Raw genomic sequence first — 22,554 nt, 5'->3', positions numbered from 1 at the left:
TCAGTGCCGGCCGCCGCCATGACCGCCGCCCCAGCCCCAGCCTCCGCTTCCGCCCCAGCCGTCCGGGGCGCAAAACGGGGAGGAGCAGTCACCCCACCCCCGGGACGTGGACAGGTCTGTCGGCCGGGTGGGTGCCGGGCTGGACGTCGGCTTCGGGGCAGCGCCGGTCGCCCGGGTCGGCGTGCGGGAGGGTTCGGCGCGGCGCGTGGCCGTGGCCGTCGTCGGCGCGGCCGTGCCCCAGTCGACCGACTGCATCTGCAGCGAGTTCGAGGTGTCCGTGAGCCAGCGCTGGGTGTCGTCCTCCGTACGCGGCTTGAGCACGAGCCCCGCGCCGGGCGCGGACGAGGCGGGAGTGAGGGCGAGGTCCTGGTTCCAGCGCGGCACGATGGCGCCCTGGCGGGTGAAGTCGTACCGGACGTTCTTCGCCGCGGGCTGCGACTCGCGTGCGCAGGCGGCGAGTTGGACCGAATAGCCGAGGTGGGAGTCGAGGCACAGACCGGGTGCGGCCACACTGCGCAGCAGTCCGCCGCTCTCGTACGCCCACTGCTGGGTCACGGACGCGGAGCAGGCGAACAGTACGGCCTCCGCTCCGGCGACGGCCGCCTTCTGGTCGAGGCCGATGCACAGACCGCTGTCCTGGTTGCGCAGCCGGCCCTCGAAGGCCCCCGTGGGCACGCTGGCGGCGGCGCCGATCCATGAGGGCGCCCCGGACCCGCTCGCCGTACCGGGGCCGGGCCTGCCGGAGGTCGCGCCCGCGGCTGTCGTACCCGGGTCGCCGGACCACACGGCAAGGGGTATGAGGACGAGTGCGCCGACCGCGCCCACGGCCAGGGCGAGCCGGCGGCGCGGCGGTGAGGGACGAGCGGCGGCCTTGTGCGCGGCGGCCGTCCGAGGGACGCCGACGGCCGACGTGGCGCGGGTGCCCCGGCGAAGTCTCCCGTCGGGTGCGTCCGGCGGCGCGGGGTCCTCTGAATCGTCGTTCGGTTCCGGCGCGGGCCGGTCGGCCGCGAACAGACTGTGCACGCCCGCCGGGTCGATCAGGGGCTCCCCGCCGATGGGCCGGGGGGCAGGCGCCGCCGGCGGCTCGGCCGACTCGCCCCGCACGCGCTTGGTGTCGAGGTACGCCTGCGCTCCCCAGCCGAGTACCCCCTCGGCGAGCAGGAGCGGAAGCCGGCCGCCGAAGCCGTCCAGTTGCTCGGCGGCGTTGCGGCAGTGCGCGCAGCCGTCCATGTGGAAGCGCAGATCCGGATCGAGTGCGCCGTCGTCGCGGCGCAGGGAGACGTCCAGCAGACGGGCGTACCGGCGGCACTCCTCGTCGGGCGCGGATTCACGATGGACGTCCAGACAGACCTCACGCAGCCGTTCACGCGCCTGCACCAGCCTGGTCGCCGCCTCGGCCGGATCCATCCCCAACAGGGCGGCGGGCACGGTTACTTCCTCGCGTTCGACCTCGGCGTGCCAGAGCAGACAGCGGGCCGGCTCGGGAAGCCGCTGGAACGCCCGCGAGATCAGCCGCCGGTTCTCGGGCGGCAGCAGCCGCGCCGCGGCGCGCGCGGCGCTGCCGGCCCCGGACCGCAGCGCGGGACGCAGAAGCGCACGCCGGTGGTCGGTGTCCCATTCCCCCGCCAGCCGCCTGATGGTGACGAGCAAGGGGGGACGCCATGCGGCCGTCGGTCCGCCCTGCCGGGCGGATTCCTCGAACAGCCGGGTGAACGCCGCCGTGGTGAGCATTCCGGCGGGGTGCGCACCGTCCGCGCACAACCGGGCATAGGAGTAGGCGGCCTCCCAGTGCCGGCCCAGCAGTTCGCCGACCGGATGGTGCACGGGCCTCTTCCCGGCGGCCTTCATCAGTTCGGCGGCGAGCTGTTCATCCGTCACACCGTAGGACGGAACAGGGTCGGGGGAATTCCGCTGGACCCCATCGTTCACAGCCACCGTCCTCCAAGCCCACACACACGTTTTAGTACATACCAATGGAGCGCCGCCCGAACGACGACTTTCAGGGAGTGTCCTCGGGGTAAGCGGTATTTCGAACGGCCGCTCGATTCAGTTCACTTGAAGTGGACGGCGAACGATGTCACCGGTATGCGCAGCGGCTGAAATAAAGGCCCGCTCGCCGACGACGACACCTTTGCACAGTTCGACGATCCCGAACAAGAGACTCCCTCACTTTCCCAATTCCTTTCAGACGGAAGCGAGTTGACAAAAAGTCAGTAATCCGCGTCCGGCTCCGAGAATTCCTGGGCCGTCCGGCCCGCTTCCGCGGGGAATTCACCTCCGGCCGGCAAAGCCGCCCGGCACCGCCGGCCGGCCGCCGGCGCGCACTCTCCTCAGGCGGCGAAGCCGAGGACGGCGTCCGCGACCGCCCTGGGGTTCTCCAGCAACATGGCGTGCGTGGCGTCGATTCCGACGACCGTCACATGAGGGCACTCCTCGGCCAGTGCGGCGAGGTCGCGGGCCAGCCCCTTGGCATAGGCGGCCATCATCGGCTCGAACCAGTCCAGGTCGGGGACGGAGGGCACGGTCCGCTCGGCGCGGCCCAGCAGCAGCGGCGTGGTCATTCTTTTGAAGAGGGCGAAGAGATCGAGGGACTCCATGGCCGCGATCATCTGCAGCGCCTCCTCTCGCCCCGGCTTCACCTCAAGGACCCCGTCCTCCCGCTCGCTCACGGAGCGCAGGACGCCGGCCTCGAGCAGGTCGTACGGGAGGCCCAGTCGGTCGGACAGGGCGCGCTGCTCGGCAAGGAGGTCCTTGAGTCCGTCCGTGGACAGTTCCCTGCCCCGGCCCTCGGCACTCGACTCCCGCACCTTCGCCAGATGCCGGACGACGTAGTCCCGCTCGAGGCCCACGTACTGGTCCGGGCGCCCCCAGCCGAACCCGTCGAGATTCACGGCACCGGGGGTGACGTCCGGATGCTCGAGGGCGTACAGCACGGCGAGCATGCCACCGAACGAGTGCCCGACGGGCAGCGCCTCCGGGACCCGGTACGCCGCCAGCACCCGCTCGAGATCGTCGAGCACCGCGGGCACCTGCCACGATCCGCGCGGCGAGCGGCCGTGGCCGGGCAGATCCACGACCAGCACACGATGGCGCGCCAGAAGCAGGGGCGCGACGGCGGCCCAGTCGGCGAGCGTGCGTCCGATGCCGTGAAGGAGCACCAGAGGGGGCCCTTCGCCCCCGAGGTCGTGAGCGGCCAGCGCCGTGCGGTCTCCTGTCATGAAACGACACTAAAGCGTCAGATCACGATGGACCGGACAATCGGGGCAGGTGGTTCTGCCTGACGAGCACTTACGGGCGGTCACGCCGCCGAGGAAAGGAGGTCCAGGGCCCGCTCCCAGCGGAACTGCGGACGCCCGCCGTCCGCGTCCGTCCCTCCGGCGTACGGGTCCCCGAACCGGACGCCCATGCCGTTCAGCCGTTCGAGGCTGGCGCGGTAGGCAGGATGGGCCGCCAGCGCCTCGCCCACACAGGGCAGGACGGCGATCGGCACGCCGAGCCCGTAGGCCTCGCACAGCGTGCCGAGCGCGAGGGTGTCCGATATGCCGGCGGCCCACTTGTTGACGGTGTTGAAGGTGGCCGGTGCCACGACGACCGCGTCCGGGTCCGGGAACGGCCGCGGGTCGCCCGGGGACCGCCAGGCGGACCGGATCCGGCGGCCCGTCCGCGCCTCCACCGCGGCCGTGTCGAAGAAGCGGAGCGCGAGTGGTGTGGCGATGACACCGATCTCCCAGCCCCGCTCCTGGGCGGCGATGATCAGTTCACCCACGTCCTGGGCGATACCCGCTGCGCAGACGACGACGTACAGGAAGGGTTTCGAGGCGTCTTCGGTCACGCGTGCACTCTAGGGCCGGGGGCGACATGCCGCGTCGCACGGCTGCTAACGTCGAGAACGCCGGTTCTCCCGCCCGGAACACTCAGGAGGGCCCCGTACATGGACAGCGAACTCGCCCGCGAGCAGGCGCTGCAAGCCGCGGAGAAGCTGTTCTACGGCCGTGGCGTACAGACCGTCGGGATGGACGACATCCGCAACACGTCGGGGGTCTCGCTCAAGCGGCTGTACCAGCTCTTCCCCGCCAAGGAACAGCTCGTCGAAGCCTGCCTGGAGCACCGTGACGTGCGCTGGCGGCAGCGGATGGCCGAGCACGTGGACCGGTACACGGACCCCGTGGAGCGGATAGGAGCGGTCTTCGGCTGGCTGGGCGAGTGGTTCCGCGAGCCCGGATTCCGCGGCTGCGCCTGGATCAACTCCTACGGCGAGCTGGGCGCCACGTCACCGCGGGTGCTGGCCCAGGTGCGCGCCCACAAGCACGCTTTCAAGGCCTATCTGACCGGTCTCGTCACCGACGCGGGACTGTCCGCGTCCCTTGCCGGGCAGCTGTATCTGCTGGCCGAGGGCGCCATGGTCACCGCGGGCATAGAGGCCTCCGCGGAACCCGCCGAAGAGGCGGCCCACGCGGCCCGGCTCCTGCTGGAGGCCTACCGGTAGAGCCGGGCCGGCGGACACGCGGCCGACGGCTCTACCGGGGCCGGTGCGAGAAGGTGTCTGCTCGCGCCCGACGGCCACGAGGGGTGCTTCGCCGGCCTCGATACGCGTGCCGCCGTGTCATCGTGCCGTGGACGTGCTCAACCGCCTTCCTCGGAGACGGTGATGGCACCCACCGGACAGGCGCGTACGGCCTCCCGCACCAGCGGGTCGCCGCCGCCGTCCGCCTTGCCGGGCAGCAGTTCGCTGTAGCCGTCGTCGTCCTGGGTGAAGACGCCGGGCGCGGTGAGGGCGCACTGGCCCGCCCCGATGCAGACGTCCCTGTCGATGGAGATGGAGATGTCGCCGGTCATGGTCGCAGCCTCCTACCAGGTCACCGGGAGTTCCAGCATCCCCTGGATCGTGTCGCCCGGTTTGAACGGGATCTCCTCCGGCGGCGCGGCGAGCCGCAGACCGGGCAGCCGCTCGAAGAGGGCGCTGAGGGCGATCTCCAGCTCGGCCCGGGCCAGGTTCTGGCCGAGGCACTGGTGGATGCCGAACCCGAAGGCGACGTGGTGACGGGCCGGGCGGTGCCAGTCCAGGGTGTCGGGTTCGGAGAAGGCGGTGGAGTCGCGGTTGATGACGGATGTGGAGAACAGGACGCCCTCCTCGGCCCTGATGGTCGTCCCGGCGATCTCGATGTCCTCGGTGGCCACCCGCAGCAGCCCGTCCGCGATGGACAGGAAGCGCAGCAGTTCCTCCACGGCGGCGGAGATCAGTTCCGGGTCGGCGCGCAGCTGCGACAGCTGTTCCGGGTGACGCAGCAGGGTGAACGTACCGAGGGAGATCATGTTGGCCGTCGTCTCATGCCCCGCGACCAGCAGGATCGTGGCCAGGGAGACCAGATCGGCCCGGTCCAGCGCGCCCTCGCGCAGCTGCTCCTGGATCAGCTCGTCGAGCAGCCCGTCCCCCGGCTCCTCGCGCTTGTGGTCGATCAGCTCCCCGAGATAGGCGTCCAGCCGGTCGCGAGCGTCCTGGGTGTCCTCAGCGGACGGTCCGCGCAGCAGCCGGCGGGACTGCTCCTCGAAGAAGTCGTGGTCGGCGTAGGGGACGCCGAGCAACGAGCAGATCACCATGGACGGCAGGGGCAGCGCGAAGGCTCTGACCAGTTCGGCCGGCGGGCCCGCGGCCTCCATGGCCGACAGCAGCCGGCCGACCGTTTCCTCGATGCGCGGGCGCAAGGCGGTGGCCCGTTTCAGGGTGAAGCTGGAGACCAGCATGCGGCGCTGGACACGGTGTTCGGGGTCGTCCTTGCCGAGCAGCGCCACCCGGCGGTCCCGGGCCGCGGCGAACCGCGCGTTGGTCACCGGGAAGGCGGCGCGGGTCCGGTCGGAGGACAGGCGCGGGTCGGCCAGCAGGTCACGGGCGGTGGAGTGCCCGGTGACCACCCAGACGTCACGGCCGTCGTAGAGCGTGACCCGGGTCAGCGGGCGCTTCTCGCGCAACCGGTCGTAGGCGGTCGGCGGGTGGTAGGGGCAGGTACGGTCCTGGGGGAACGCGACGGGTTCCGGCACGGTTGTAGCGGGTTTCGTCATGAATGACCTCGCACGCGAAGATTCGCTGTTGCCGATCTTCATTAGATGCCCGAGGCATCTACACGGCCACCTGAAGTTCGGCCAGATGCGCCGGATGCCGTATATGGCCGAAGGATGTCGTCGACCGCGCGGCGTCCCGCCTGCGGCGACAGCCCGGACGCGTCGCGCGTGCCGGCACCAGCCATCGTAATTCGTTTGCCCAGGCATCCGCCTTCCCGCAGGATCTGCGCATGCCTACGCTCGAAGCCCTGCTGCCGCTGATGTCCGCCACCGCCCGTCCGGTGCCGGGCCGACAGCAGCCCTGCCGTCCGGGGAGGCTCGGGCTTCGCCGGTCGTGACCGGCGCGCTCGTCGCGGGGCTCGTCGCCGGCTACGGCATCGCCGTACCCGTCGGAGCCGTCGCAGCCTATCTGGTCTCCCTCACGGCCCGTACATCCCTGCGCACCGGCGCGTGCGCCGCACTCGGCGTCGCCATGGCGGACGGCCTCTACGCCCTAGTGGCGACCGTCGGCGGAACCGCACTGGCCGCCCTGCTCCAGCCCGTCATGGTCCCGCTGCGCTGGGCGTCGGCCCTGGTCCTGGCCGCCCTCGCGGTGCGCGGTGCCGTCGCAGCCCTGGATCAGTACCGCTCCGCGGGGACCGCCACCGCCGGCCAGGCGGTGCCGCCCACGCCGAGGCGGGCGTATCTCGGACTGCTCGGCATCACCCTGCTCAACCCGACCACCGTCGTCTACTTCGCCGCGCTGGTCCTCGGCAGCCGCGCCGAGGGCCCGGTCCGGCCCCTGGAGCAGGGCCTGTTCGTGCTCGCCGCGTTCGCCGCGTCCGCGAGCTGGCAGCTGACGCTGGCCGGAGGCGGCGCACTGCTGGGCCGCGCGCTGACCGGTCGGCGCGGCCGGCTGGTCACGGCGTTCGTCTCCAGCGCGGTGATGGCGACGCTGGCCGTGCGGATGCTGGTGTGACCGGACTGACGAAAAGCAGCCCCACCGCGCCGACGATTGCTGGCCGGAGACCGTTCCGGACGACCGGCGCGGTCGTGTCGCGGACCCGTGCCACGGATGAAATGACGGGCGGCCGGTGTTGAATCTTGGAACGTGGGTCCCGGGGCCGGTCCGCGGCGACGGTGACCACGGACGTGACAGCAGTCGTAGCGACGATGGGACGGAAACCATGGCTCTTGAGGGCGAGTACGAACCGAGCCCTACGCAGTGGGTGCGCGAGCAGGTCGAGTTGTACGAGAGCTCCGGTGGCACGGAGGGGACGACGCTCCGCGACACGGGCCTGCCGGTGATCATCCTCACCACCCTCGGCTCCAGGAGCGGGAAGATCCGCAAGACTCCGCTGATGCGCGTCGAGCACGACGGCCGGTACGCCGCCGTGGCCTCACTCGGAGGGGCGCCCAAGCACCCCGTCTGGTACTTCAACGTCACGCAGCACCCCACCGTGGAGCTCCAGGACGGGCCCCGGCGCCAGGAGATGACGGCCCGTGAGGTCACGGGCGAGGAGAAGGCGCAGTGGTGGGAGCGGGCGGTCGCGGCGTTCCCGCCGTACGCCGACTACCAGAAGAAGACCGACCGTGAGATCCCCGTCTTCGTGCTGGAGCCGACCGGGAACTGAGCGCGCCGGATCCGGGGCCGCACGGCTGCCGCCGTGCGGCCGCCGCGTTCGCGGGCCCGGCCTCAGGCGGGCAGCGACTGGTCGGCCCAGATCGTCTTCCCCTCGCTGGTCTGACGGCTGCCCCAGCGCTGGGTGAGCTGGGCCACCAGCAGCAGTCCGCGGCCGCCCTCGTCGAAGGCGTGCGCGCGACGCAGATGCGGTGAGGTGGAACTGCCGTCGGACACCTCGCAGATCAGCGAGCCGTCGCGGATCAGCCGCAGTTGGATGGGCGGCCCGCCGTAGCGGATCGCGTTGGTCACCAGTTCGCTCACGACCAGCTCGGTGACGAACGTGACCTCGGTCAGGCCCCACTCGGCCAGCTGTTCGATGGCGTACTGCCGGGTGGTGGCGACCTCGGCCGGGTCCGGCGGGACGTCCCAGGTGGCCACCTGGTCCGCACCGAGGGCGCGGGTACGGGCGAGGAGCAGGGCCACGTCGTCGCCCGGCTCGTCCGGCAGCACCGACTTCACGACCTTGTCGCACAGGTCGTCGAGGGTGTCGCTGGGTGTCTCCAGTGCCCGGCACAGTTCGACCGCGCCGTCGTCCAGGTCGCGGTCGCTGCCCTCGATCAACCCGTTCGTGTACAGGGCGATCAGCGAGCCCTCCGGCAGCTCCAGCTGCGTCTCCTCGAAGGGCAGGCCACCGACGCCAAGCGGCGGTCCCGCGGACATCGTGACCAGCCGGGCACCGCCGTCGGGCTCCCGTACGGCCGGCGGCGGGTGGCCCGCGGCGGCCAGGGCCAGGCGGCGCGAGATGGGATCGTAGACCGCGTACAGGCAGGTCGCGCCCATTTCACCGACCTCGTCGCCTCCCTCCGCCGCCGCCAGGTGCGCGACCAGGTCGTCGAGATGGGTGAGGAGCTCGTCGGGCGGCAGGTCGACGTCGGCCAGGGTGCGCACGGCGGTGCGCAGCCGGCCCATCGTGGCCGAGGAGCGGATGCCGTGCCCGACCACGTCGCCGACGACCAGGCCGACCCTCCCGCCGGACAGCGGAATCACGTCGAACCAGTCGCCCCCGATTCCGGCCTGTGAGCCGGACGGCAGGTAGCGGTGGGCCACGTCGAGTGCGGCCTGCTCGGACAGCCCGCGCGGCAGCAGGCTGTGCTGCAGGGCCAGTGCGGTCCCGCGCTCGCGTGCGAAGCGACGGGCGTTGTCGACGCTCACGGCCGCCCGGCTCGCCAGGTCCTCGGCGAGGACGGCGTCGTCGGCCGCGTACGGGTCCGGGTTGTGGATGCGCACGAACACCGCCACGCCCAGGGTGGTGCCGCGGGCCCTCAGCGGCACCGTCACCAGGGAGTGGGCGCCCCTGCGGGACGCGGGGTCCCCCATGGGCCGGGAGTTGCGCTCCTGCACCCAGTGGTCGAAGTCGGGTTCACCGGCCCTGCGCAGCACGGCCCGGGACTCCCGCAGTGCCCGGAGGGGCGGGGAGTAGGGCCCGTAGCTGTCGGTTCCGCCGAGCACGACGGCGGCCTCCGGTATGCCTTCGGTGACCGACCGGTGGGCGATCCGGCGCAACACGATCTCGGCGCGGTGGTCCCTCGGCGGTTCGTCCTTGTCGAGGACCCAGTCGAGCAGATCCACGCTGGCGAAGTCGGCGAACCTGGGGACCACCACCTCGAGCAGTTCCTCGGCCGTGCGCCGCACGTCGAGCGTGGTGCCGATGGCGGTCGCGGCCTCGTTCAGCAGGACCAGGCGCCGGCGGGCCGAGTACTGCTCGCTGCTGTCCACGGCGGCCATGGCGACGGCGGCCACCTGGTCGGGAGCGGTGTGCACCGGCCACACGTAGACCATCCAGGCGTGCTCACGAGCCTCGGACGCGGAGCGCTTGTGGCTCTCGTAGTGCACGGGACGCCCGGTCTCGGCGACCTGGCGCAGACAGCGGTCGAAGCGTCGCTCGTTCACGTCGTAATCGTCCGCGCTGTAGGGGAAGTACCGCCCGGTGAGGCTGTCCGCGTCGAACCCCAGGAGCCCACCGGCCATGTCGTTGGCCCGCAGGTAACGCTGTTCCGTGTCGAACACGGACATCGCGATCGGCGCCTGCTGGAAGGCTCTGGCCACCAGGTCCGCGTCCCCCGTGCTGGGCGCGGTGGTGACCACGAAGCCCTGGGGGGAGCCGTCGGGACCGATCACGGGGTGGGCGGTGAGGCACAGCGGCAGAGGGTGACCGTCACGATGGCGCACCACGACGGTGCCGGTCACCACGGTCGGCGCCGAGGGCGGCACACCCTCGGCGAGCAGGTCCTGCGCAGCGCGCCCCACGACCTCCTCGGCCGTGTATCCCGTCAGCTGCCGGGCACCCTCGCTCCATCCCGTCACCGTGCCCCGGGCGTCGACGATCGCCGCAGCGGCGACTTGCTCCATGTCGTCCAGAATGATCCCTGCGATGCGTTGCCTCAACCCGGCGGCCGCGGCGACAGCGCCGCCCCGGGATGCCCGTTCGGGGCCATGCGTACGGGCCGGGACGGGCGCCGCGCCGCCCGGCGGACCCGGCTCACGCGCGACGGAAGGGCCATCGGGAGAGAGAGGCGTCACGGAAGAACGGCTCCGGTGCCGACCGCGGGGTCCCGGGCGATCCGGCCCGACCCGCTCCAGGTGCAGTCGACGGGTTCAGCCGTCGGCGTGGCGGCGCGCCGACTCGTTCTCCTGGGCCAGGCGCCGCAGCGCCAGCAGCGCGGGCTCCAGGAGAACCGTCAGCAGCAGCGCACGCTCGACGACCTCCAAGGAGTCCTCGATGCCGTCGAGCTGATCGATGTCGAGGACGGCGGTCCGCTCCGCCAGCCGTGCGTACGGCACCAGGGTGCGCCGGTCCAGCGGGGCGCCGAGGTTCCTCAACGAGGTCAGGGTCTCGGCGAGGGCGGCCCTGGCCGGCGCCGCCTTGTGCACGTTCCATCCCAGTTCGTCGATCAGCGCGTCGACCTCGTCCTGCTCCGCGGTGCCCCCAGGGCCGTCGTCGGCCTGCTCCCCGGTCAGCCTGATCGAGCCGAGGGACAGGCCCAGCAGGCGATGGATGTCGCCGGAGTGCTCCTCCAGGGCACCCAGGACCTGGCGGGTGTCGCTCACGGACAGGCCCCGGACGCCGGTGAGCGCACGGATCAGACGCAGCCTGCGCAGGTGGTTCTCGTCGTACTCGGCCTGGGTCGCCGAGAGCTGGCGCCCCGGCGGCAGCAGGCCCTCGCGGAGGTAGTACTTGATCGTCGTGACGGAGACGCCACTGCTGCGGCTGAGGTCGGACATACGCATCGGAACGGCTCCGCTCTGGTCATTGGATACCTCCACTGTCTAACATGGATAGTGGAGGTATCCAAAGGGTGCCTCCGAACTGACCCTGCCTGCGCTGCGCCTCTTTGCCCGCCGCGCGCACCGCGGTTTCCCCTCCCTGCCCGGAAGAAGGCCGTGCCGTGCCCACACTGCCCTGGACCACCGTCAACGCTCCTGCCCCGGACGCCGAGGCCCTGGTGATGGCCTCCCGCCTCGAAGTCCGTTCGTTTTCCGACGTACCCCGCTTCTTCCTGCGGTCTCTCGCCACGTGGAAGCAGGTCCGCAGCGCGCCCGGCGCGTACGGCGCCTCACTGATCGCCCAGCCCCTCAAGCGCACGTTCTGGACCCTGTCGGCCTGGGAGGACAAGGAGGCCCTCTACAGGTACGCCAGGACCGAACCTCACCGGTCGGTCATGAGCGGACTGCGGTCCACCATGAGCCGCTCCGTCTTCACCTTCTGGCAGATCCCGGCCGCGGACCTGCCCCTCGACTGGGCTGATGCACGACGCCGGCTGGCCGAGCAGGAGCGGGCGGACGCACAGCCCGCGACCGAGAACACGACCGACTGACCCGATCGCTACGGAACCTCTTCCAGGAGATCCCTGACATGACTCTGTCCGAACCGAACACGCTCGCGACCGGCCCGGCGGCCGGTCCCCTCGCGCCCTCGCCCGCGGGCCGGGCGGTGCCGCTGTGGCTCGCCATCGTCGCGTGCAGCGTGCCCATGTTCATGGTCGCGCTCGACAATCTGGTCGTCTCGACGGCACTGCACACCCTGGCGGTGGACCTGAAGGCGTCCACCGAGCAGCTTCAGTGGTCCGTCAACGCGTACGTGCTCAGCTTCGCCTGTCTGCTCATGACGGGCGCCGCGCTCGGTGACCGGTTCGGCCGCCGCCGCGTCTTCACCTTCGGCATCGTGCTGTTCACCCTCGCCTCCGCCGGCTGCGGTCTGGCGGACAGCAGCGGGCAGTTGATCACCTTCCGGGTGATCCAGGGCTTCGGTGCCGCGGCCGTCATGCCGCTGTCCCTGACCCTGCTCTCCCATGCCGTGCCCGAGCGGCTGCGCGGTCTTGCCCTGGGCCTGTGGTCCGGGATCAGCGGGCTCGCCGTCGCCATGGGGCCGGTGGTCGGCGGCGCCGTGGTCGACGGCCTCGACTGGCGGTGGATCTTCTGGATCAACGTGCCGGTCGGTGCCTTCGCGATACCGCTCGCGCTGCTGGCCCTGCGTGAGAGCACTCTGCCGGGCATCCGCCTCGACCTCGCCGGCATGCTCCTGGCCGCCGCCGGGCTGTGCGCGGTGGTGTGGGGCATCGTGCACGGAGGGACGGACGGCTGGACCTCGGCACAGGTGCTCGGCGCATTCGCCGCCGGCGCGGTGCTGCTCGCCCTGTTCGTCGCCTGGGAGGCCCGGGTTCCACAGCCGATGCTGCCGCTGTCCTTCTACCGGGTGCGGGCGTTCACCCTGACCAACGTCGTCTCCGCCGCCATGTACTTCGGCGTCTTCGGCTCCCTGTTCCTGCTCGCCCAGTTCCTGCAGATCGTGCCGCCGCGCACACCGCTGGAGGCCGGGGTGCGCACGCTCCCCTGGACGCTCATGCCGATGTTCGTCGCACCCGTCGCCGGTCTGCTGACCGACAAGGTCGGCGGCGGCCGGCTGATGGCGCTCGGCCTGTTCCTCCAGGGCGTCGGTCTCGGCTGGATCAACCTGGTCGCGGACACCACCACCGCCTACTCCTCGATGGTCGGCCCGATGATCGTGGCGGGCGTCGGCATGGGGCTGGTCTTCGCGCCCACCGCCTCGGTCGTCCTCGCCTCGGTCAGCGGTCAGCACGCGGGCAAGGCGTCCGGCGCCAACACGACGGTCCGCGAGGTGGGCGGCGCCCTCGGCATCGCGGTGCTCAGCACGGTGTTCGTGGGCCACGGAAGCACCGCGTCACCGCAGGAGTTCGTGGACGGCCTGCATCCCGCGGTGTGGGTGGGCGTGTGCGTGGTCCTCGCGGGCGCCCTGTGCGCACTGGCCATTCCGCGCCGGCCGCGCCCCGTGGAATCGACCGGCGCCTAGACAGGGGCGGGCCACGACGCGCATGTCGCGCCCGGGAACCGCCGCGCACGTCCCGCCGCCGGGCTCGTTCCCCGAGCGGCTCCACGTGACCCGGCTCCCGGATTTCCCGAAACTCGTGCGCATGATCCGTCTGCAGCCGGGCAGCCGCCCGTCAGGCCCCGCCGCGTTCCCCCGTCGCGGCGGGGCCGCCACTCTTCTTGCGCCGGGCCGCACGGGTCGGGGCGTCCGTGATGTCGAGGAAGATCTGGTCGGCTTCCGGGATGGTGCGCATGATGGAGAGCTTGATGCGCACCGCGACGTCCTCGACTTCCTCGCTGTCCAGTCCGGGGACCAGATCGACTCGGGCGGCCAGCAGAATCGAGTCCAGGCCGAGCTGCATGGTGAGCAGCTCCTCCACACTGTCGATCTCCGGCTGCTCCTCCAGCAGCGCATACATCCGGTCGCTCAGCTCCGGGTCCGCGGCCTGGCCGATCAACTGCTCGCGGGCGTCACGGCCGAGGCGGAAGGCCACGTACACAAGAAGGGCGCCGATCGCGAGTGAGGCGGACGCCTCCCACACCACGTTCCCGGTGACCATGTGGAGGACCATCCCGACGATCGCGAGCGGCCACGCCGAGCACCGCCGTGCTGTCCTCCGCGACGACCGTGCGCAGCGCCGGGTCCCGCAGTCCCTGCCCGGCCGTACCGCTCTGCCGGTGCACCTGGTGCAGTGCGCGCAGCAGGGACACGCCCTCGAACACCAGCGCCACCCCCAGCACCACGAGTCCGGCCACATACCCCTCATGGGACTCCTTGGCGCCGCCCTGCAGTGCCTCGAATCTCTGGAAGAAGGAGAAGCATCCGCCCATCACGAAGATGCCGACAGCCGCGAGGAGCGACCAGAAGAACCGCTCCTTCCCGTAGCCGAAGGGATGGCGCCGGTCGGCCGGGCGGCGGCTTCGACGCAGCGCCGCCAGCAGGAAGATCTCGTTCAGACTGTCCGCGACGGAGTGCGCCGCCTCCGACAGCAGGGCGGGAGAGCCCGCGAGCACGCCACCGACGGCCTTGGCCACGGCGATCAGCAGATTCGCGGCGAGCGCGACCAGCACCGTGATACGCGTCCTGCGGTCCGAGGACCCGCCGTGCCCAGGCCGCCCGGGCTCCGGTGAACCGCCGTCCGAAGACTCGCGCCCCGCTGTCGCCGTGTCTCGCTCCGCGTTCGATGATGTGCCGCTCACGTCGCCCGACTGCCCTCTTCGGGCTGCCTCACACGGTGTGCGGACGGAAAACGGGGAACCCGGCCTGCGTGGGGTGCAAGCCCGCGTGAGGAGGGGTCACATGGTTGTCGGCAACCGCGCGTACGGGACGAAGGCGTTCAAGCGGTCCAGGAGCCACTTCGCCGATCGCATCACCGCGGACGGGCGCGACGGCTGGCCGGTGGCGGCCGGGCGCTACCGTCTGGTGATCAGCCGGGCCTGCCCCTGGGCGAGCCGGGCGGTGATCTCGCGACGCCTGCTCGGCCTGGAGGACGCGCTCTCCCTGGCCATCGCCGATCCGATCCAGGACGACCGCAGTTGGCGCTTCACGCTCGATCCCGGCGGCCGCGATCCGGTCCTCGGCATCCGTTTCCTCGGCGAGGCCTACGACGCCCGGGAATCCGGCTATCCGGGCGGTGTCAGCGTGCCCGCGATCGTGGACGTGCCCAGCAAGCGGCTGGTCACCAATGACTTCCAGCAGATCACCCTCGACCTGGCCACCGAATGGACACGGTTCCACCGGGACGGGGCGCCCGACCTCTACCCGGAGGCGCTGCGCGACGAGATCGACGACGTGATGCGGGGCGTGTACGAAGATCTCAACAACGGGGTGTACCGCGCGGGTTTCGCCACGAACCAGAAGGAGTACGAGGAGGCGTACACCGCTGTGTTCGACCGGCTCGAGTGGCTCTCCGAGCGGCTGGCCGACCGGCGCTACCTGGTCGGCGACACCATCACCGAGGCGGACATCAGGCTGTTCACCACGCTCGTACGTTTCGACGCCGTCTATCACGGCCACTTCAAGTGCAACCGCCGGAAACTGACGGAGGACCCGGTGCTGTGGGCGTACACACGGGATCTCTATCAGACGCCCGGATTCGGGGACACCGTCGACTTCGACCACATCAAGCGGCACTACTACCTGGTCCACTCGGGCATCAACCCGACCGGCATCGTGCCGCTCGGGCCCGACCTCGCCGGCTGGCTCGCACCGCACGGCCGGGAGCAGCTGGGCGGCCGCCCGTTCGGGGACGGGACCCCGCCGGGACCAGTACGTGCCGACGAGGAGGTTCCGCTCGCCGGACGGCCCTGAGGGCACCGGCTGCAGCAGGGACCACAGACCGAGGATCACCGACAGCAGAGGAGAACTACGTGGCCAAGGGCTCGAAGGACAAGAAGGGGAAAGGGAAGCTTCCGCTCGTCTACCGGCCCGTCGGATTCGCCCTCGGCTGGGCGAGCGGCGCGCTGGCGGGGATCGCCTTCCGCAAGACCTGGAAGGCGATACGCCACGAGGACGACGCCCCCGACGCGCTGGACAGGGACCGCGGCTGGGGCGAGGTGCTGCTCGCCGCGGCGATCCAGGGCGCCCTCTTCGCGGTCGCCCGCAGCGTGGCGGACCGCGCGGGGGCGAAGGCGATCGAGCGGCAGACGGGCGTGTGGCCGGCCACGGGCAACGGTGGCCGGGACTGAGGCCACCGTCGGGCCTGACCCGGCTTCGCGGCGGCGGCCCCGTACTCATGTACGGGGCCGCCGCCGCACGTCGCCCACCGCGCTCCGAGCCCGGTCTAGCCCCAATGCCGTGTAGATAGGCGGCTGGGCTGGGTGTCAAGGTCCTGGTGCGGTCAGGATGTCGATGCTGATGGTGGCCTTGTAGCTGGTCCGGTCGATGGTGCCTTTGGCGTTGTACTTGGAGATCGCGCGTTTGACGACGCGGGGCCGGGTGCGGATGCGTCGGTCGGGCATGAGGTCGGCCAGGACGCGGCGGCCGATGGCCCCGACGAGGTCGACGACCGTGTCGGCGATGACGCCCGCGGCCTGGATGACCAGGTCGCGGGCGGTGTTCAGGGCGGTGGTGAAGCTGGCCCGGTCGGGGTCGATGCCGGGCCGGGCGGCGGTGGCGTCGGCCATGGCCAGGCGCAGGGCCTGGTAGGTGACCAGCAGGGCGTAGAGCTCTTGGGAGACACCGTCCGGGGTGCGGGCGCGCAGGACACGGCCGCCCAGGGTGGTGGACTTGATCTCCAGATACGCGGTCTCGATCTCCCAGCGCTGGTGGTACAGGGTGATCAGTTCGGCGGCGGGGTGGGTCCTGTGGTCGGTCAGTGTGGTGACGAGGCGGTAGAGGCCGGTGCTGCGTCCCGTGGCCGTGGTGATGGTGATCTCGCAGTCGATGACCCGCACGGGGACGGCGCCGATTGCCGAAAGGTAGGAGCCGTCACCGCAGCGGCCCAGGACGGGCAGCCGACGGCCGTTCTTCACACGGGTCAGCACGTGCGCGCCGGTTCTGGCCATGGCGGTCACCAGCGCTTGGGCGGCGAAGTTCCGGTCCAGCAGCACGATCATGCCCTTGCGCAGGCTGCGGAGCAGGCGCGGCGCGTACGTCGTCTCGCCGTCAGTGGTTGGTCCGAACACCGCGTCGATGACCGTGCGGGTGCCGCAGGACACCAGCACCAGGAGTCGCAACGCTGGATATCCCGCACCACCGTTGTTGCAGCGGTGTTTGGTGTATTCGGTCAGATTCGCCGGGCTGTCGGGCACCGCCATGGTGGTGCCGTCGATCGCGCAGACCAGCAGCCCGCGCCACCACACGCCGGTGGTGGCGATGCCGGCGGCCGGTCCACGCAGCAGGTCGAACAGCCATCGCAGCGGCTCGGCCCCCACCCGCCTGCGGGCCTGTGCCAGCGCACCACCGGTCGGGTCCGCGACCGTCAGCCCTTCCAGTCCCGCCGTCAACCGCTGCCACACCTGCCGCCAGCCCAGCCCGGGGAACAGACACCCTGCCAGCAGCAGATACACCACCACCCGGGACGGCAGGTCCCGCACCCGCTCCTGCACCCTGCCCGTCTGCGTCAACGCCTCGTCGACCATCTCGAACGAGATGATCCGGGTCAACTCGCCCAGATGGCCGGGCGCGAACGCCCCGGCGGCAACAACAACTTCACGAGAAATGACAGACTGGGTACCCAACGGAGCTCCCGCCGAACAGTGATCTTGGTCGACACGGTTCTAGCAGGAGCTCCGTCCCGTTTCAGGCCACTTGGCACACAGGCCCCACGCGCTATCTACACGGGATTGGGTCTAGCCCTGCTTCGGCGCCCGTGCCGGGGTCAGCCGTAGGGTGAAGGAGTGACCGGCGGGGTCCGCGCAACCGCGTTCCTCGAACGGCCCCGCCGCGTCCTTGGCCTCCAGCGGGCGGCCGCCCAGGCTGACCACTTTGCGCTCGGCCTCGTCGAGGTCCTCCACCAGGAAGTCGAGGTGGGCTTGAAGGGAGTTCTCGGGGCGGGGCCAGCTCGGCGGGGTCGCGTTGACGTCCCGGCGGAACGCCATCCGCATGCCGTCGGCGGTCCTGATGTCCACCCGGTTCGCGGTGGCGTCGGTCTCCTCAGCGTCGAGAAGTTCCTTGTAGAACACGGCGAGTTTCTCGGGCTCGGCGCAGTCCAGCACCACGACGCCCGCCACCACCAGTGCCATGTTTCCTCCGTGGGATCCAGGGCGGGCGGTGCCCCGCCCCCATATGTTCCCGGATAACCCTGTGCCCCCGATTCAGTCGGCCACGAGCCACTCGCCCTCGCGCATCAGGTCGCGTCCGGACAGCTCGTTGGCCTCGCGCCAGGCTTGGACGCGGCGGGGGGTGATCCTGAAGTAGAGGTACTCGGTGGTGAGTTCCCGCGGGTCGAAGCCGGTCTTCGCCGCGAAGGCGTCGCCGGCTCCCGGTGCCAGTTCCGCCGCCTCCAGAGCCTCGACGCCGCCCTCGATCATGATGACGTCCCGGGTCGGCCCGATCCCCAGACGCACCGTGCCCGTCTCCCGCAGATTGCGCCCCGTGGGACTCGCGGCCGGGGTGGCGAAGAGCAGGGTGCGGCCGTCCCAGAGGTAGGAGAGCGGAACGAGATACGGGATTCCCCCGGCGGCGTCGGCGGTGGCGATCCAGGCGTCGACGTCGTGCTCCAGCCGGTGAAGGGTGTCGTGCTTGCGCTGCTTCGCGGTGCGGGCGGGCGGGGTCATCTCGGACGGGCCTCCTCAAGTCGGTGGTACGAATATGACGTACGGGAACCGGCTCATGTGACACATCTGCGAACGGGCGATCTTGGCCGGCGTACCGCGTGAACTCCTGGTCCGGCAGTGGGGGTTCAGGACCGGTTGCCGCTGCGACGCCTTCCCCCTGCCCCGGCCCGGCGCTCCCCCGGTCGCCGCGCACCGGGTCTCCGCGTGACGCACGGCACCCCCGAGACCCGCACTTCCGGGACACATGTCCAGCTACAGTCTTCATGTGTCTCTCCTGGACACCTGTCCAGGAAATCGGCGAGCGAGCGGTGGGGCTGACGACCATGGGAATCCTGGCGAACGTGCTGGTCGGGCTGGTGGCCGCCCTTCACGCGTACATCCTGGTGATGGAGATGTTCCTGTGGGAGAAGAAGCCCGGGCGGGGGCTGCACGGATTCGGGCCGGACATGGCCCGCGCCACGGCGCCGCTGGCCGCCAACCAAGGCCTGTACAACGGCTTTCTTGCGGCCGGTCTGGTGTGGGGCCTGATCGTCGGTGATCCGACCGGGTTCCAGGTGCAGGCCTTCTTCCTGGTGTGCGTGGTGATCGCGGGCGTGTTCGGGGCCGCCACCGCCAACCGGCGGATCCTGTTCGCCCAAGCGCTGCCCGGCGCCCTTGCCCTGGCCGCCGTGCTCGTCGCGAGGTGACCGCAGTGCCGGCCGAGGACCCGAGGGCGGCCCGCACCCGTGCGCGACTGCGGGAGGCACTCCTCAAGGAGTGCGCCGAGCGTCCGTTGGAGAAGGTCGGGGTGGCCGTGGTGGCGCGCCGGGCCGGGGTCGGACGCGCCACGTTCTACGTGCACTACGCGGACCTCGAGGCACTGGCCGTCGACACCTGCGCCGATGTCGTCAGAGAGGCAGTGGACGCGCTGCACGCCTGGCACGGACGTCCCGACCCGGTGCACGCGCCCTCGGCGCTGCGGACCTTCTTCACGGGGCTCGCCCCACACGCCACCCTCTATCGCTCCCTGCTGTCGCCGGGGGGCGGCGGGCCGCTCGGCGGGGTCCTGCACCGGGATCTGCGCGCTCGCAGCCTCGCCGAGCGCGAACGGGCGGGAGCCGCCGACGCGCCTCTGGTGGCGTCCGCCGTGGCCGCCGCTTTCGCGGGCGTGCTGGCGGACTGGCTGCACGGCCTCATCACGGCCACGCCGGATCAGATCGCCGATCAGTCTTGGCAGTTGCTCGTGGCCCTGCACCGCAGCAGGTGATCCGTCGTCGTCAGCGGGCCGACCGCACCGACCTGTGGTGACGCGCCAAATTCCTTTTGCGGACGATCAGTTGATTCTGACGCTGTCCAACGCGGGGCAGGCGCCGACGTAGTCTGCCCACGCAATTCACAGGATGACGCGTCGGCAATTCGAAGACATATGTCAACCGAACATGCTCAAATTCAGTCCATCGAGGGTACCTTCACGGTGGGCCGAGGAGTCGGTTGGAGGCGATGTCGACGTGCAGCACGACCGCGCACCACTCAACCGGCATCTGCGTATCCACCGGAACCGGGGTCACCTGGTGCTCGAGTTCCACGGGGAGATCGACGTCCTCGCCGCGTTCGAGATCACGCCGTTCCTGGACTCGGCGACCGGCCGTCCGACGCCGCGCATCGTGATCGATCTGCGGCCGGTGGAGTTCTTCGACTGCTCCGGGCTTCGCCTGCTATACCGGGCCCGGCGTCGCGTGCTCGCGCAGGGCGGCACGCTCCACCTGGTCTGCACCCAACCCCTGACGCTGCGCATCCTGCGGGTCACCGGCCTGGCGCAACTGCTGCCGCCGTCGTCGTCCGTGGAAGAGGCGCTCACCCAGTCGGAGGCCGCGGGGTCCCTGGAGGCCAACTGATCAGGCGACGCGACCGCGCCGAGGTCCGGGCCGTACGAGCAAAGGCGGCGGAACCCGTCCACCGGGTCCCGCCGCCTCCGCTCGAGCGCGTGCGCTTCGAGGACGTCACACGGGACGGCGTCCGATACGGCGCAGAAGCAGGAATCCCACGATCACGAGCACACCACCGGCAGCGGCCGGCCACAGATGCGCGCCGGTCTCGGCCAGTCCGCCCGTGACCGCCTGCGGTTCGGTCTGCACCGGAGCGGACGGCGCCACGCCACCGGCCGGTGTCTGCGAGCCGGACGGCGCCTGCGATTCGGCCGGCGCCGCGGTCGACGGGGCGTTGTCGCCCGCGGACGAGGTCTGCTCCGAGCCCGCTCCCTGGCCGGAGTTGTCGTCCGAGGCGCTCCGCGGCACGGCGGCCGTGTCGCTCGCGGCGGCCTTGGGGGTCGAGTAGACCTTCGGGGTGGAACCCCCGCCATGGTGGTGCGAGCCTCCGCCCGCCCCGCCGGCGGCGGGCGCACCGGTGTCCCCGGTGCCCGGCGCGCTGGTCTCGCCGTTGCCCGGGGTCCCGGCCGGGGGCTCATTCGTCTGGTCGCCACCACCGGAGCCGGGGGCGTTGCTCGCGTCGCCTCCCGAGGAGGGTTCGGAGGTCGGGGTCTGCGTGGCCGGCGGCTGATCGCCTCCCCCGCCGCACAGGCGGCCGGCGTTGATGCAGTCGACCACCTGGTTCATCAGGTCGTCGGTCATGACGTTGATGAAGTCGTCGTGGTCCGTGATCGGCTTGTGCAGCTGCTCCGGGAACCCGTCCACCGCGTAGGCGTTCTTGACCTGGCCGTTCTCGATGGTCGGCTGCGGAACGTCGTACACCAGACGCATCGTCAGCTGCGGGATCGCCTTGAAGCCGTTCTGGCAGTTGCCGCCCGCGTCGGCGAAAGCCACGTGCGTGCGGTGGTTGGCGCTGTCGATGTTCTGGCCGTCCCAGCAGCTCTGGAAGGCGAACGACCGCACCACCTGGCTGCCCTGAGGGCAGATCGGGTACTTGTCCGTCAGCTGCACCTTGTCCTCGAATCCGGTGCAGCTCCAGTGCGCGTTGGCGTTCCCCGGGCCGTTGGTGAAGGCCTTGGCGTCACCCGTGATGATCCGCAGGAACCGCGGCATGGCGACGACGTCGCTCGTCGGGCTGCCGACGAACTTGATGTCGGCCTCCTTGGCGACCAGGATCTTGCCGACGTTGCCTTCCTTGCCACCGCCGTCGTTGTTCTGGTCGAAGTCCTGCGTGCCGTCCTGCACACGCACCACCGGCCAGTAGTACGACGACTTGTCCTGCTGGTTCTCGCAGCTGGTCTGGGCCGCCGCGAACGTGTCGTTGGTGGCGAAGGCGTCGTTCGACTGGTTCCCGACGTAGTCGTGCAGGTGGTGCGCGCCGTTCTTCACGCCGGGCGCCACGATCACGTTGTCGGTGTTGTGGTTGCCGTTGGCGTTCACGCCGCACTTGGTGACGAACTCACCGGTGGAGGCGCCGGATTGCGGCGCGGGCTTCTGGACGTTCGGCTGGACGGTGGTGATGTCCACGAAGTCCGAGGCGACGGGGCCGGCTGCCTGACCGCCGTTGCCCTGCTGCTGGCCGTTGTTCTGGCCGCCGTTGTTGCTCGGCTGCTGGCCGGCGGCACTCGGCTGGCCGCCTTCGCCCTGGCCGGCGGCGGGGGGCTGCGCCTGATCGGCGGGCATCCCGGTACAGGCCGCCATGTCGCCGATCGTGTCCGGAGCACTGGCGCCGGCCTGCTGGTACTCGCCCTTGATCCGGTCGATCACCGCGGCGCGATTGTCCTTGAGCGGGCCGAGGATCGCGTTCTGCACGTAGCCGGGGTCATCGGTCTGCGCCTGACGCGTCGAGGCCAGCCGGGCGTAGGCGTCGGTGATCTGCTTGTCGAGGGTCGCCAGTTCCGTGTCGACCTTCGGCTTCGCGTCGCTCGGCACATCCGTCAGCTTCTCGCCGACGTCCGGGCAGTCGATGGTCACGGTTCCCGACTTCACCTGGTCGCTGCCGCTCTGGTTCGACGCCCCGCCCCAGACCTCGCTCGCCGAGGCGTAGACATTCGCCGCTACCAGTCCCCCTCCGCCCAGCATCAGCGCGACCGCTGCAAAGGTCGCGCGCCGTGCGCCTGTTGGGCGTCTGCGCGAATTGCGTCTCACGGGAGTACTCCTACACGTCAGGGCGGGCCGGGAATGAGAATCCCCCTCCCTGTACGCGGACCGTCGCGGCCGTGTTCAAACGCATCACCAATTCACAGCCGCCTCATAGGCCCATGAGCGCGTCAGCCCTGTTCACGGGCGGCGCCGACCGCTCGAAAATCTTGACGGCCCTTCCGCGCCCAGGCATCGGGGTCTCCTGGCGCGCAATCGGCCAACACCACGTTCCCGCAAGGGATA

At 70.9% G+C, this 22,554-nt stretch carries 21 protein-coding genes and 1 pseudogene; 10 read left to right on the top strand and 12 right to left on the bottom strand.

The genetic code is table 11. The features are described from left to right. The 3 genes from ACQEXA_RS46965 to ACQEXA_RS46955 form a co-directional block, all read right to left on the bottom strand. Positions 1-1,878, bottom strand: a complete 1,878-nt coding sequence (locus tag ACQEXA_RS46965) for a ricin-type beta-trefoil lectin domain protein (RefSeq protein WP_433132929.1) — start codon at positions 1,876-1,878, stop codon at positions 1-3. Positions 1,879-2,330: 452 nt separating this feature from the next. Then, positions 2,331-3,218 carry an alpha/beta fold hydrolase gene (locus tag ACQEXA_RS46960; protein ID WP_432924580.1) on the bottom strand — a complete coding sequence of 296 codons (888 nt, stop codon included), beginning with the start codon at positions 3,216-3,218 and terminating at the stop codon, positions 2,331-2,333. Positions 3,219-3,298: 80 nt separating this feature from the next. Continuing rightward, positions 3,299-3,832, bottom strand: coding sequence for a flavoprotein (locus tag ACQEXA_RS46955; protein WP_432924582.1), 534 nt, complete (start codon positions 3,830-3,832; stop codon positions 3,299-3,301). Positions 3,833-3,931: 99 nt separating this feature from the next. On the opposite strand from ACQEXA_RS46955, the gene ACQEXA_RS46950 reads away from it, so the two are divergent. Continuing rightward, the gene (locus ACQEXA_RS46950) at positions 3,932-4,486 is read left to right on the top strand and encodes a TetR/AcrR family transcriptional regulator (protein ID WP_432924584.1); all 555 of its coding nucleotides are present in this window, start codon (positions 3,932-3,934) and stop codon (positions 4,484-4,486) included. A gap of 137 nt (positions 4,487-4,623) precedes the next feature. Here the strand turns inward: ACQEXA_RS46950 and ACQEXA_RS46945 are convergent, their stop codons facing one another. Continuing rightward, a complete protein-coding gene (locus ACQEXA_RS46945; protein ID WP_433134761.1) occupies positions 4,624-4,824 on the bottom strand; it encodes a ferredoxin in 201 nt (66 codons plus the stop codon). 24 nt (positions 4,825-4,848) lie between these two features. Beyond that, a complete protein-coding gene (locus tag ACQEXA_RS46940) occupies positions 4,849-6,057 on the bottom strand; it encodes a cytochrome P450 (protein WP_432924586.1) in 1,209 nt (402 codons plus the stop codon). A 334-nt stretch (positions 6,058-6,391) separates the two neighbouring features. Here ACQEXA_RS46940 and ACQEXA_RS46935 point away from each other — a divergent pair, with 334 nt between their 5' ends. Both ACQEXA_RS46935 and ACQEXA_RS46930 read left to right on the top strand, forming a co-directional pair. Continuing rightward, the gene (locus ACQEXA_RS46935) at positions 6,392-7,015 is read left to right on the top strand and encodes a LysE/ArgO family amino acid transporter (RefSeq protein WP_433132927.1); all 624 of its coding nucleotides are present in this window, start codon (positions 6,392-6,394) and stop codon (positions 7,013-7,015) included. A 208-nt stretch (positions 7,016-7,223) separates the two neighbouring features. Beyond that, positions 7,224-7,670 (top strand): nitroreductase family deazaflavin-dependent oxidoreductase, encoded by a 447-nt coding sequence (locus tag ACQEXA_RS46930; RefSeq protein ID WP_433132925.1) that lies wholly within the window; start codon positions 7,224-7,226, stop codon positions 7,668-7,670. Positions 7,671-7,732: 62 nt separating this feature from the next. Here ACQEXA_RS46930 and ACQEXA_RS46925 read toward each other — a convergent pair whose 3' ends face one another. Then, a complete protein-coding gene (locus tag ACQEXA_RS46925; protein ID WP_433132923.1) occupies positions 7,733-10,069 on the bottom strand; it encodes a SpoIIE family protein phosphatase in 2,337 nt (778 codons plus the stop codon). Positions 10,070-10,315: 246 nt separating this feature from the next. Next, a complete protein-coding gene (locus ACQEXA_RS46920; RefSeq protein ID WP_432924594.1) occupies positions 10,316-10,948 on the bottom strand; it encodes a MerR family transcriptional regulator in 633 nt (210 codons plus the stop codon). A 158-nt stretch (positions 10,949-11,106) separates the two neighbouring features. On the opposite strand from ACQEXA_RS46920, the gene ACQEXA_RS46915 reads away from it, so the two are divergent. Next, on the top strand, positions 11,107-11,535 hold the full coding sequence (locus tag ACQEXA_RS46915; RefSeq protein WP_432924595.1) for a DUF3291 domain-containing protein: 429 nt from the start codon (positions 11,107-11,109) through the stop codon (positions 11,533-11,535). A gap of 38 nt (positions 11,536-11,573) precedes the next feature. After that, positions 11,574-13,028 carry an MFS transporter gene (locus ACQEXA_RS46910; RefSeq protein WP_432924597.1) on the top strand — a complete coding sequence of 485 codons (1,455 nt, stop codon included), beginning with the start codon at positions 11,574-11,576 and terminating at the stop codon, positions 13,026-13,028. Positions 13,029-13,179: 151 nt separating this feature from the next. Here the strand turns inward: ACQEXA_RS46910 and ACQEXA_RS46905 are convergent. Continuing rightward, a pseudogene (locus tag ACQEXA_RS46905) lies at positions 13,180-14,116 on the bottom strand (cation diffusion facilitator family transporter). A gap of 229 nt (positions 14,117-14,345) precedes the next feature. Between ACQEXA_RS46905 and ACQEXA_RS46900 the strand changes: the two are divergent. Both ACQEXA_RS46900 and ACQEXA_RS46895 read left to right on the top strand, forming a co-directional pair. Then, positions 14,346-15,356, top strand: coding sequence for a glutathione S-transferase family protein (locus tag ACQEXA_RS46900; protein ID WP_433132921.1), 1,011 nt, complete (start codon positions 14,346-14,348; stop codon positions 15,354-15,356). Between the two features lie 59 nt (positions 15,357-15,415). Beyond that, positions 15,416-15,733, top strand: a complete 318-nt coding sequence (locus tag ACQEXA_RS46895; protein WP_432924601.1) for a DUF4235 domain-containing protein — start codon at positions 15,416-15,418, stop codon at positions 15,731-15,733. A 135-nt stretch (positions 15,734-15,868) separates the two neighbouring features. Here the strand turns inward: ACQEXA_RS46895 and ACQEXA_RS46890 are convergent, their stop codons facing one another. The 3 genes from ACQEXA_RS46890 to ACQEXA_RS46880 form a co-directional block, all read right to left on the bottom strand. Beyond that, on the bottom strand, positions 15,869-17,227 hold the full coding sequence (locus tag ACQEXA_RS46890; RefSeq protein ID WP_433132919.1) for an IS4 family transposase: 1,359 nt from the start codon (positions 17,225-17,227) through the stop codon (positions 15,869-15,871). A 111-nt stretch (positions 17,228-17,338) separates the two neighbouring features. Next, complete coding sequence (locus ACQEXA_RS46885) at positions 17,339-17,731, bottom strand: VOC family protein (RefSeq protein ID WP_359409728.1); 393 nt, start codon at positions 17,729-17,731, stop codon at positions 17,339-17,341. Between the two features lie 72 nt (positions 17,732-17,803). After that, positions 17,804-18,265 (bottom strand): pyridoxamine 5'-phosphate oxidase family protein, encoded by a 462-nt coding sequence (locus tag ACQEXA_RS46880; protein ID WP_432924603.1) that lies wholly within the window; start codon positions 18,263-18,265, stop codon positions 17,804-17,806. A gap of 323 nt (positions 18,266-18,588) precedes the next feature. On the opposite strand from ACQEXA_RS46880, the gene ACQEXA_RS46875 reads away from it, so the two are divergent. The 3 genes from ACQEXA_RS46875 to ACQEXA_RS46865 all read left to right on the top strand — a co-directional run bounded on the left by ACQEXA_RS46875 (position 18,589) and on the right by ACQEXA_RS46865 (position 20,139). Continuing rightward, positions 18,589-18,951, top strand: coding sequence for a DUF1304 domain-containing protein (locus ACQEXA_RS46875; RefSeq protein ID WP_433134759.1), 363 nt, complete (start codon positions 18,589-18,591; stop codon positions 18,949-18,951). Continuing rightward, complete coding sequence (locus ACQEXA_RS46870) at positions 18,948-19,511, top strand: TetR/AcrR family transcriptional regulator (RefSeq protein WP_433132917.1); 564 nt, start codon at positions 18,948-18,950, stop codon at positions 19,509-19,511. The genes ACQEXA_RS46875 and ACQEXA_RS46870 overlap by 4 nt, the downstream gene beginning before the upstream one ends. Positions 19,512-19,752: 241 nt before the next feature. Continuing rightward, positions 19,753-20,139: an anti-sigma factor antagonist gene (locus ACQEXA_RS46865; protein ID WP_432924607.1), complete on the top strand. Its 387-nt coding sequence runs from the start codon at positions 19,753-19,755 to the stop codon at positions 20,137-20,139. Between the two features lie 105 nt (positions 20,140-20,244). Here the strand turns inward: ACQEXA_RS46865 and ACQEXA_RS46860 are convergent, their stop codons facing one another. Continuing rightward, positions 20,245-22,317, bottom strand: a complete 2,073-nt coding sequence (locus tag ACQEXA_RS46860) for a DUF1996 domain-containing protein (protein ID WP_433132915.1) — start codon at positions 22,315-22,317, stop codon at positions 20,245-20,247. Positions 22,318-22,554: the final 237 nt, after the last annotated feature.

It is taken from the genome of Streptomyces sp. CA-106110, assembly GCF_050936285.1.
Taxonomy (GTDB): domain Bacteria; phylum Actinomycetota; class Actinomycetes; order Streptomycetales; family Streptomycetaceae; genus Streptomyces.
This window is presented reverse-complemented; position numbering and strand designations above follow the sequence as displayed.

Excerpts from the sequence above, each read along its gene's own strand:
- ACQEXA_RS46875 (WP_433134759.1), top strand. The coding sequence starts at position 18,589 with ATGGGAATCCTGGCGAACGTGCTGGTCGGGCTGGTGGCCGCCCTTCAC.
- ACQEXA_RS46910 (WP_432924597.1), top strand. The coding sequence starts at position 11,574 with ATGACTCTGTCCGAACCGAACACGCTCGCGACCGGCCCGGCGGCCGGT.
- ACQEXA_RS46885 (WP_359409728.1), bottom strand. The coding sequence starts at position 17,731 with ATGGCACTGGTGGTGGCGGGCGTCGTGGTGCTGGACTGCGCCGAGCCC.
- ACQEXA_RS46925 (WP_433132923.1), bottom strand. The coding sequence starts at position 10,069 with ATGGAGCAAGTCGCCGCTGCGGCGATCGTCGACGCCCGGGGCACGGTG.
- ACQEXA_RS46940 (WP_432924586.1), bottom strand. The coding sequence starts at position 6,057 with ATGACGAAACCCGCTACAACCGTGCCGGAACCCGTCGCGTTCCCCCAG.
- ACQEXA_RS46920 (WP_432924594.1), bottom strand. The coding sequence starts at position 10,948 with ATGCGTATGTCCGACCTCAGCCGCAGCAGTGGCGTCTCCGTCACGACG.
- ACQEXA_RS46960 (WP_432924580.1), bottom strand. The coding sequence starts at position 3,218 with ATGACAGGAGACCGCACGGCGCTGGCCGCTCACGACCTCGGGGGCGAA.
- ACQEXA_RS46950 (WP_432924584.1), top strand. The coding sequence starts at position 3,932 with ATGGACAGCGAACTCGCCCGCGAGCAGGCGCTGCAAGCCGCGGAGAAG.
- ACQEXA_RS46900 (WP_433132921.1), top strand. The coding sequence starts at position 14,346 with ATGGTTGTCGGCAACCGCGCGTACGGGACGAAGGCGTTCAAGCGGTCC.
- ACQEXA_RS46930 (WP_433132925.1), top strand. The coding sequence starts at position 7,224 with ATGGCTCTTGAGGGCGAGTACGAACCGAGCCCTACGCAGTGGGTGCGC.
- ACQEXA_RS46880 (WP_432924603.1), bottom strand. The coding sequence starts at position 18,265 with ATGACCCCGCCCGCCCGCACCGCGAAGCAGCGCAAGCACGACACCCTT.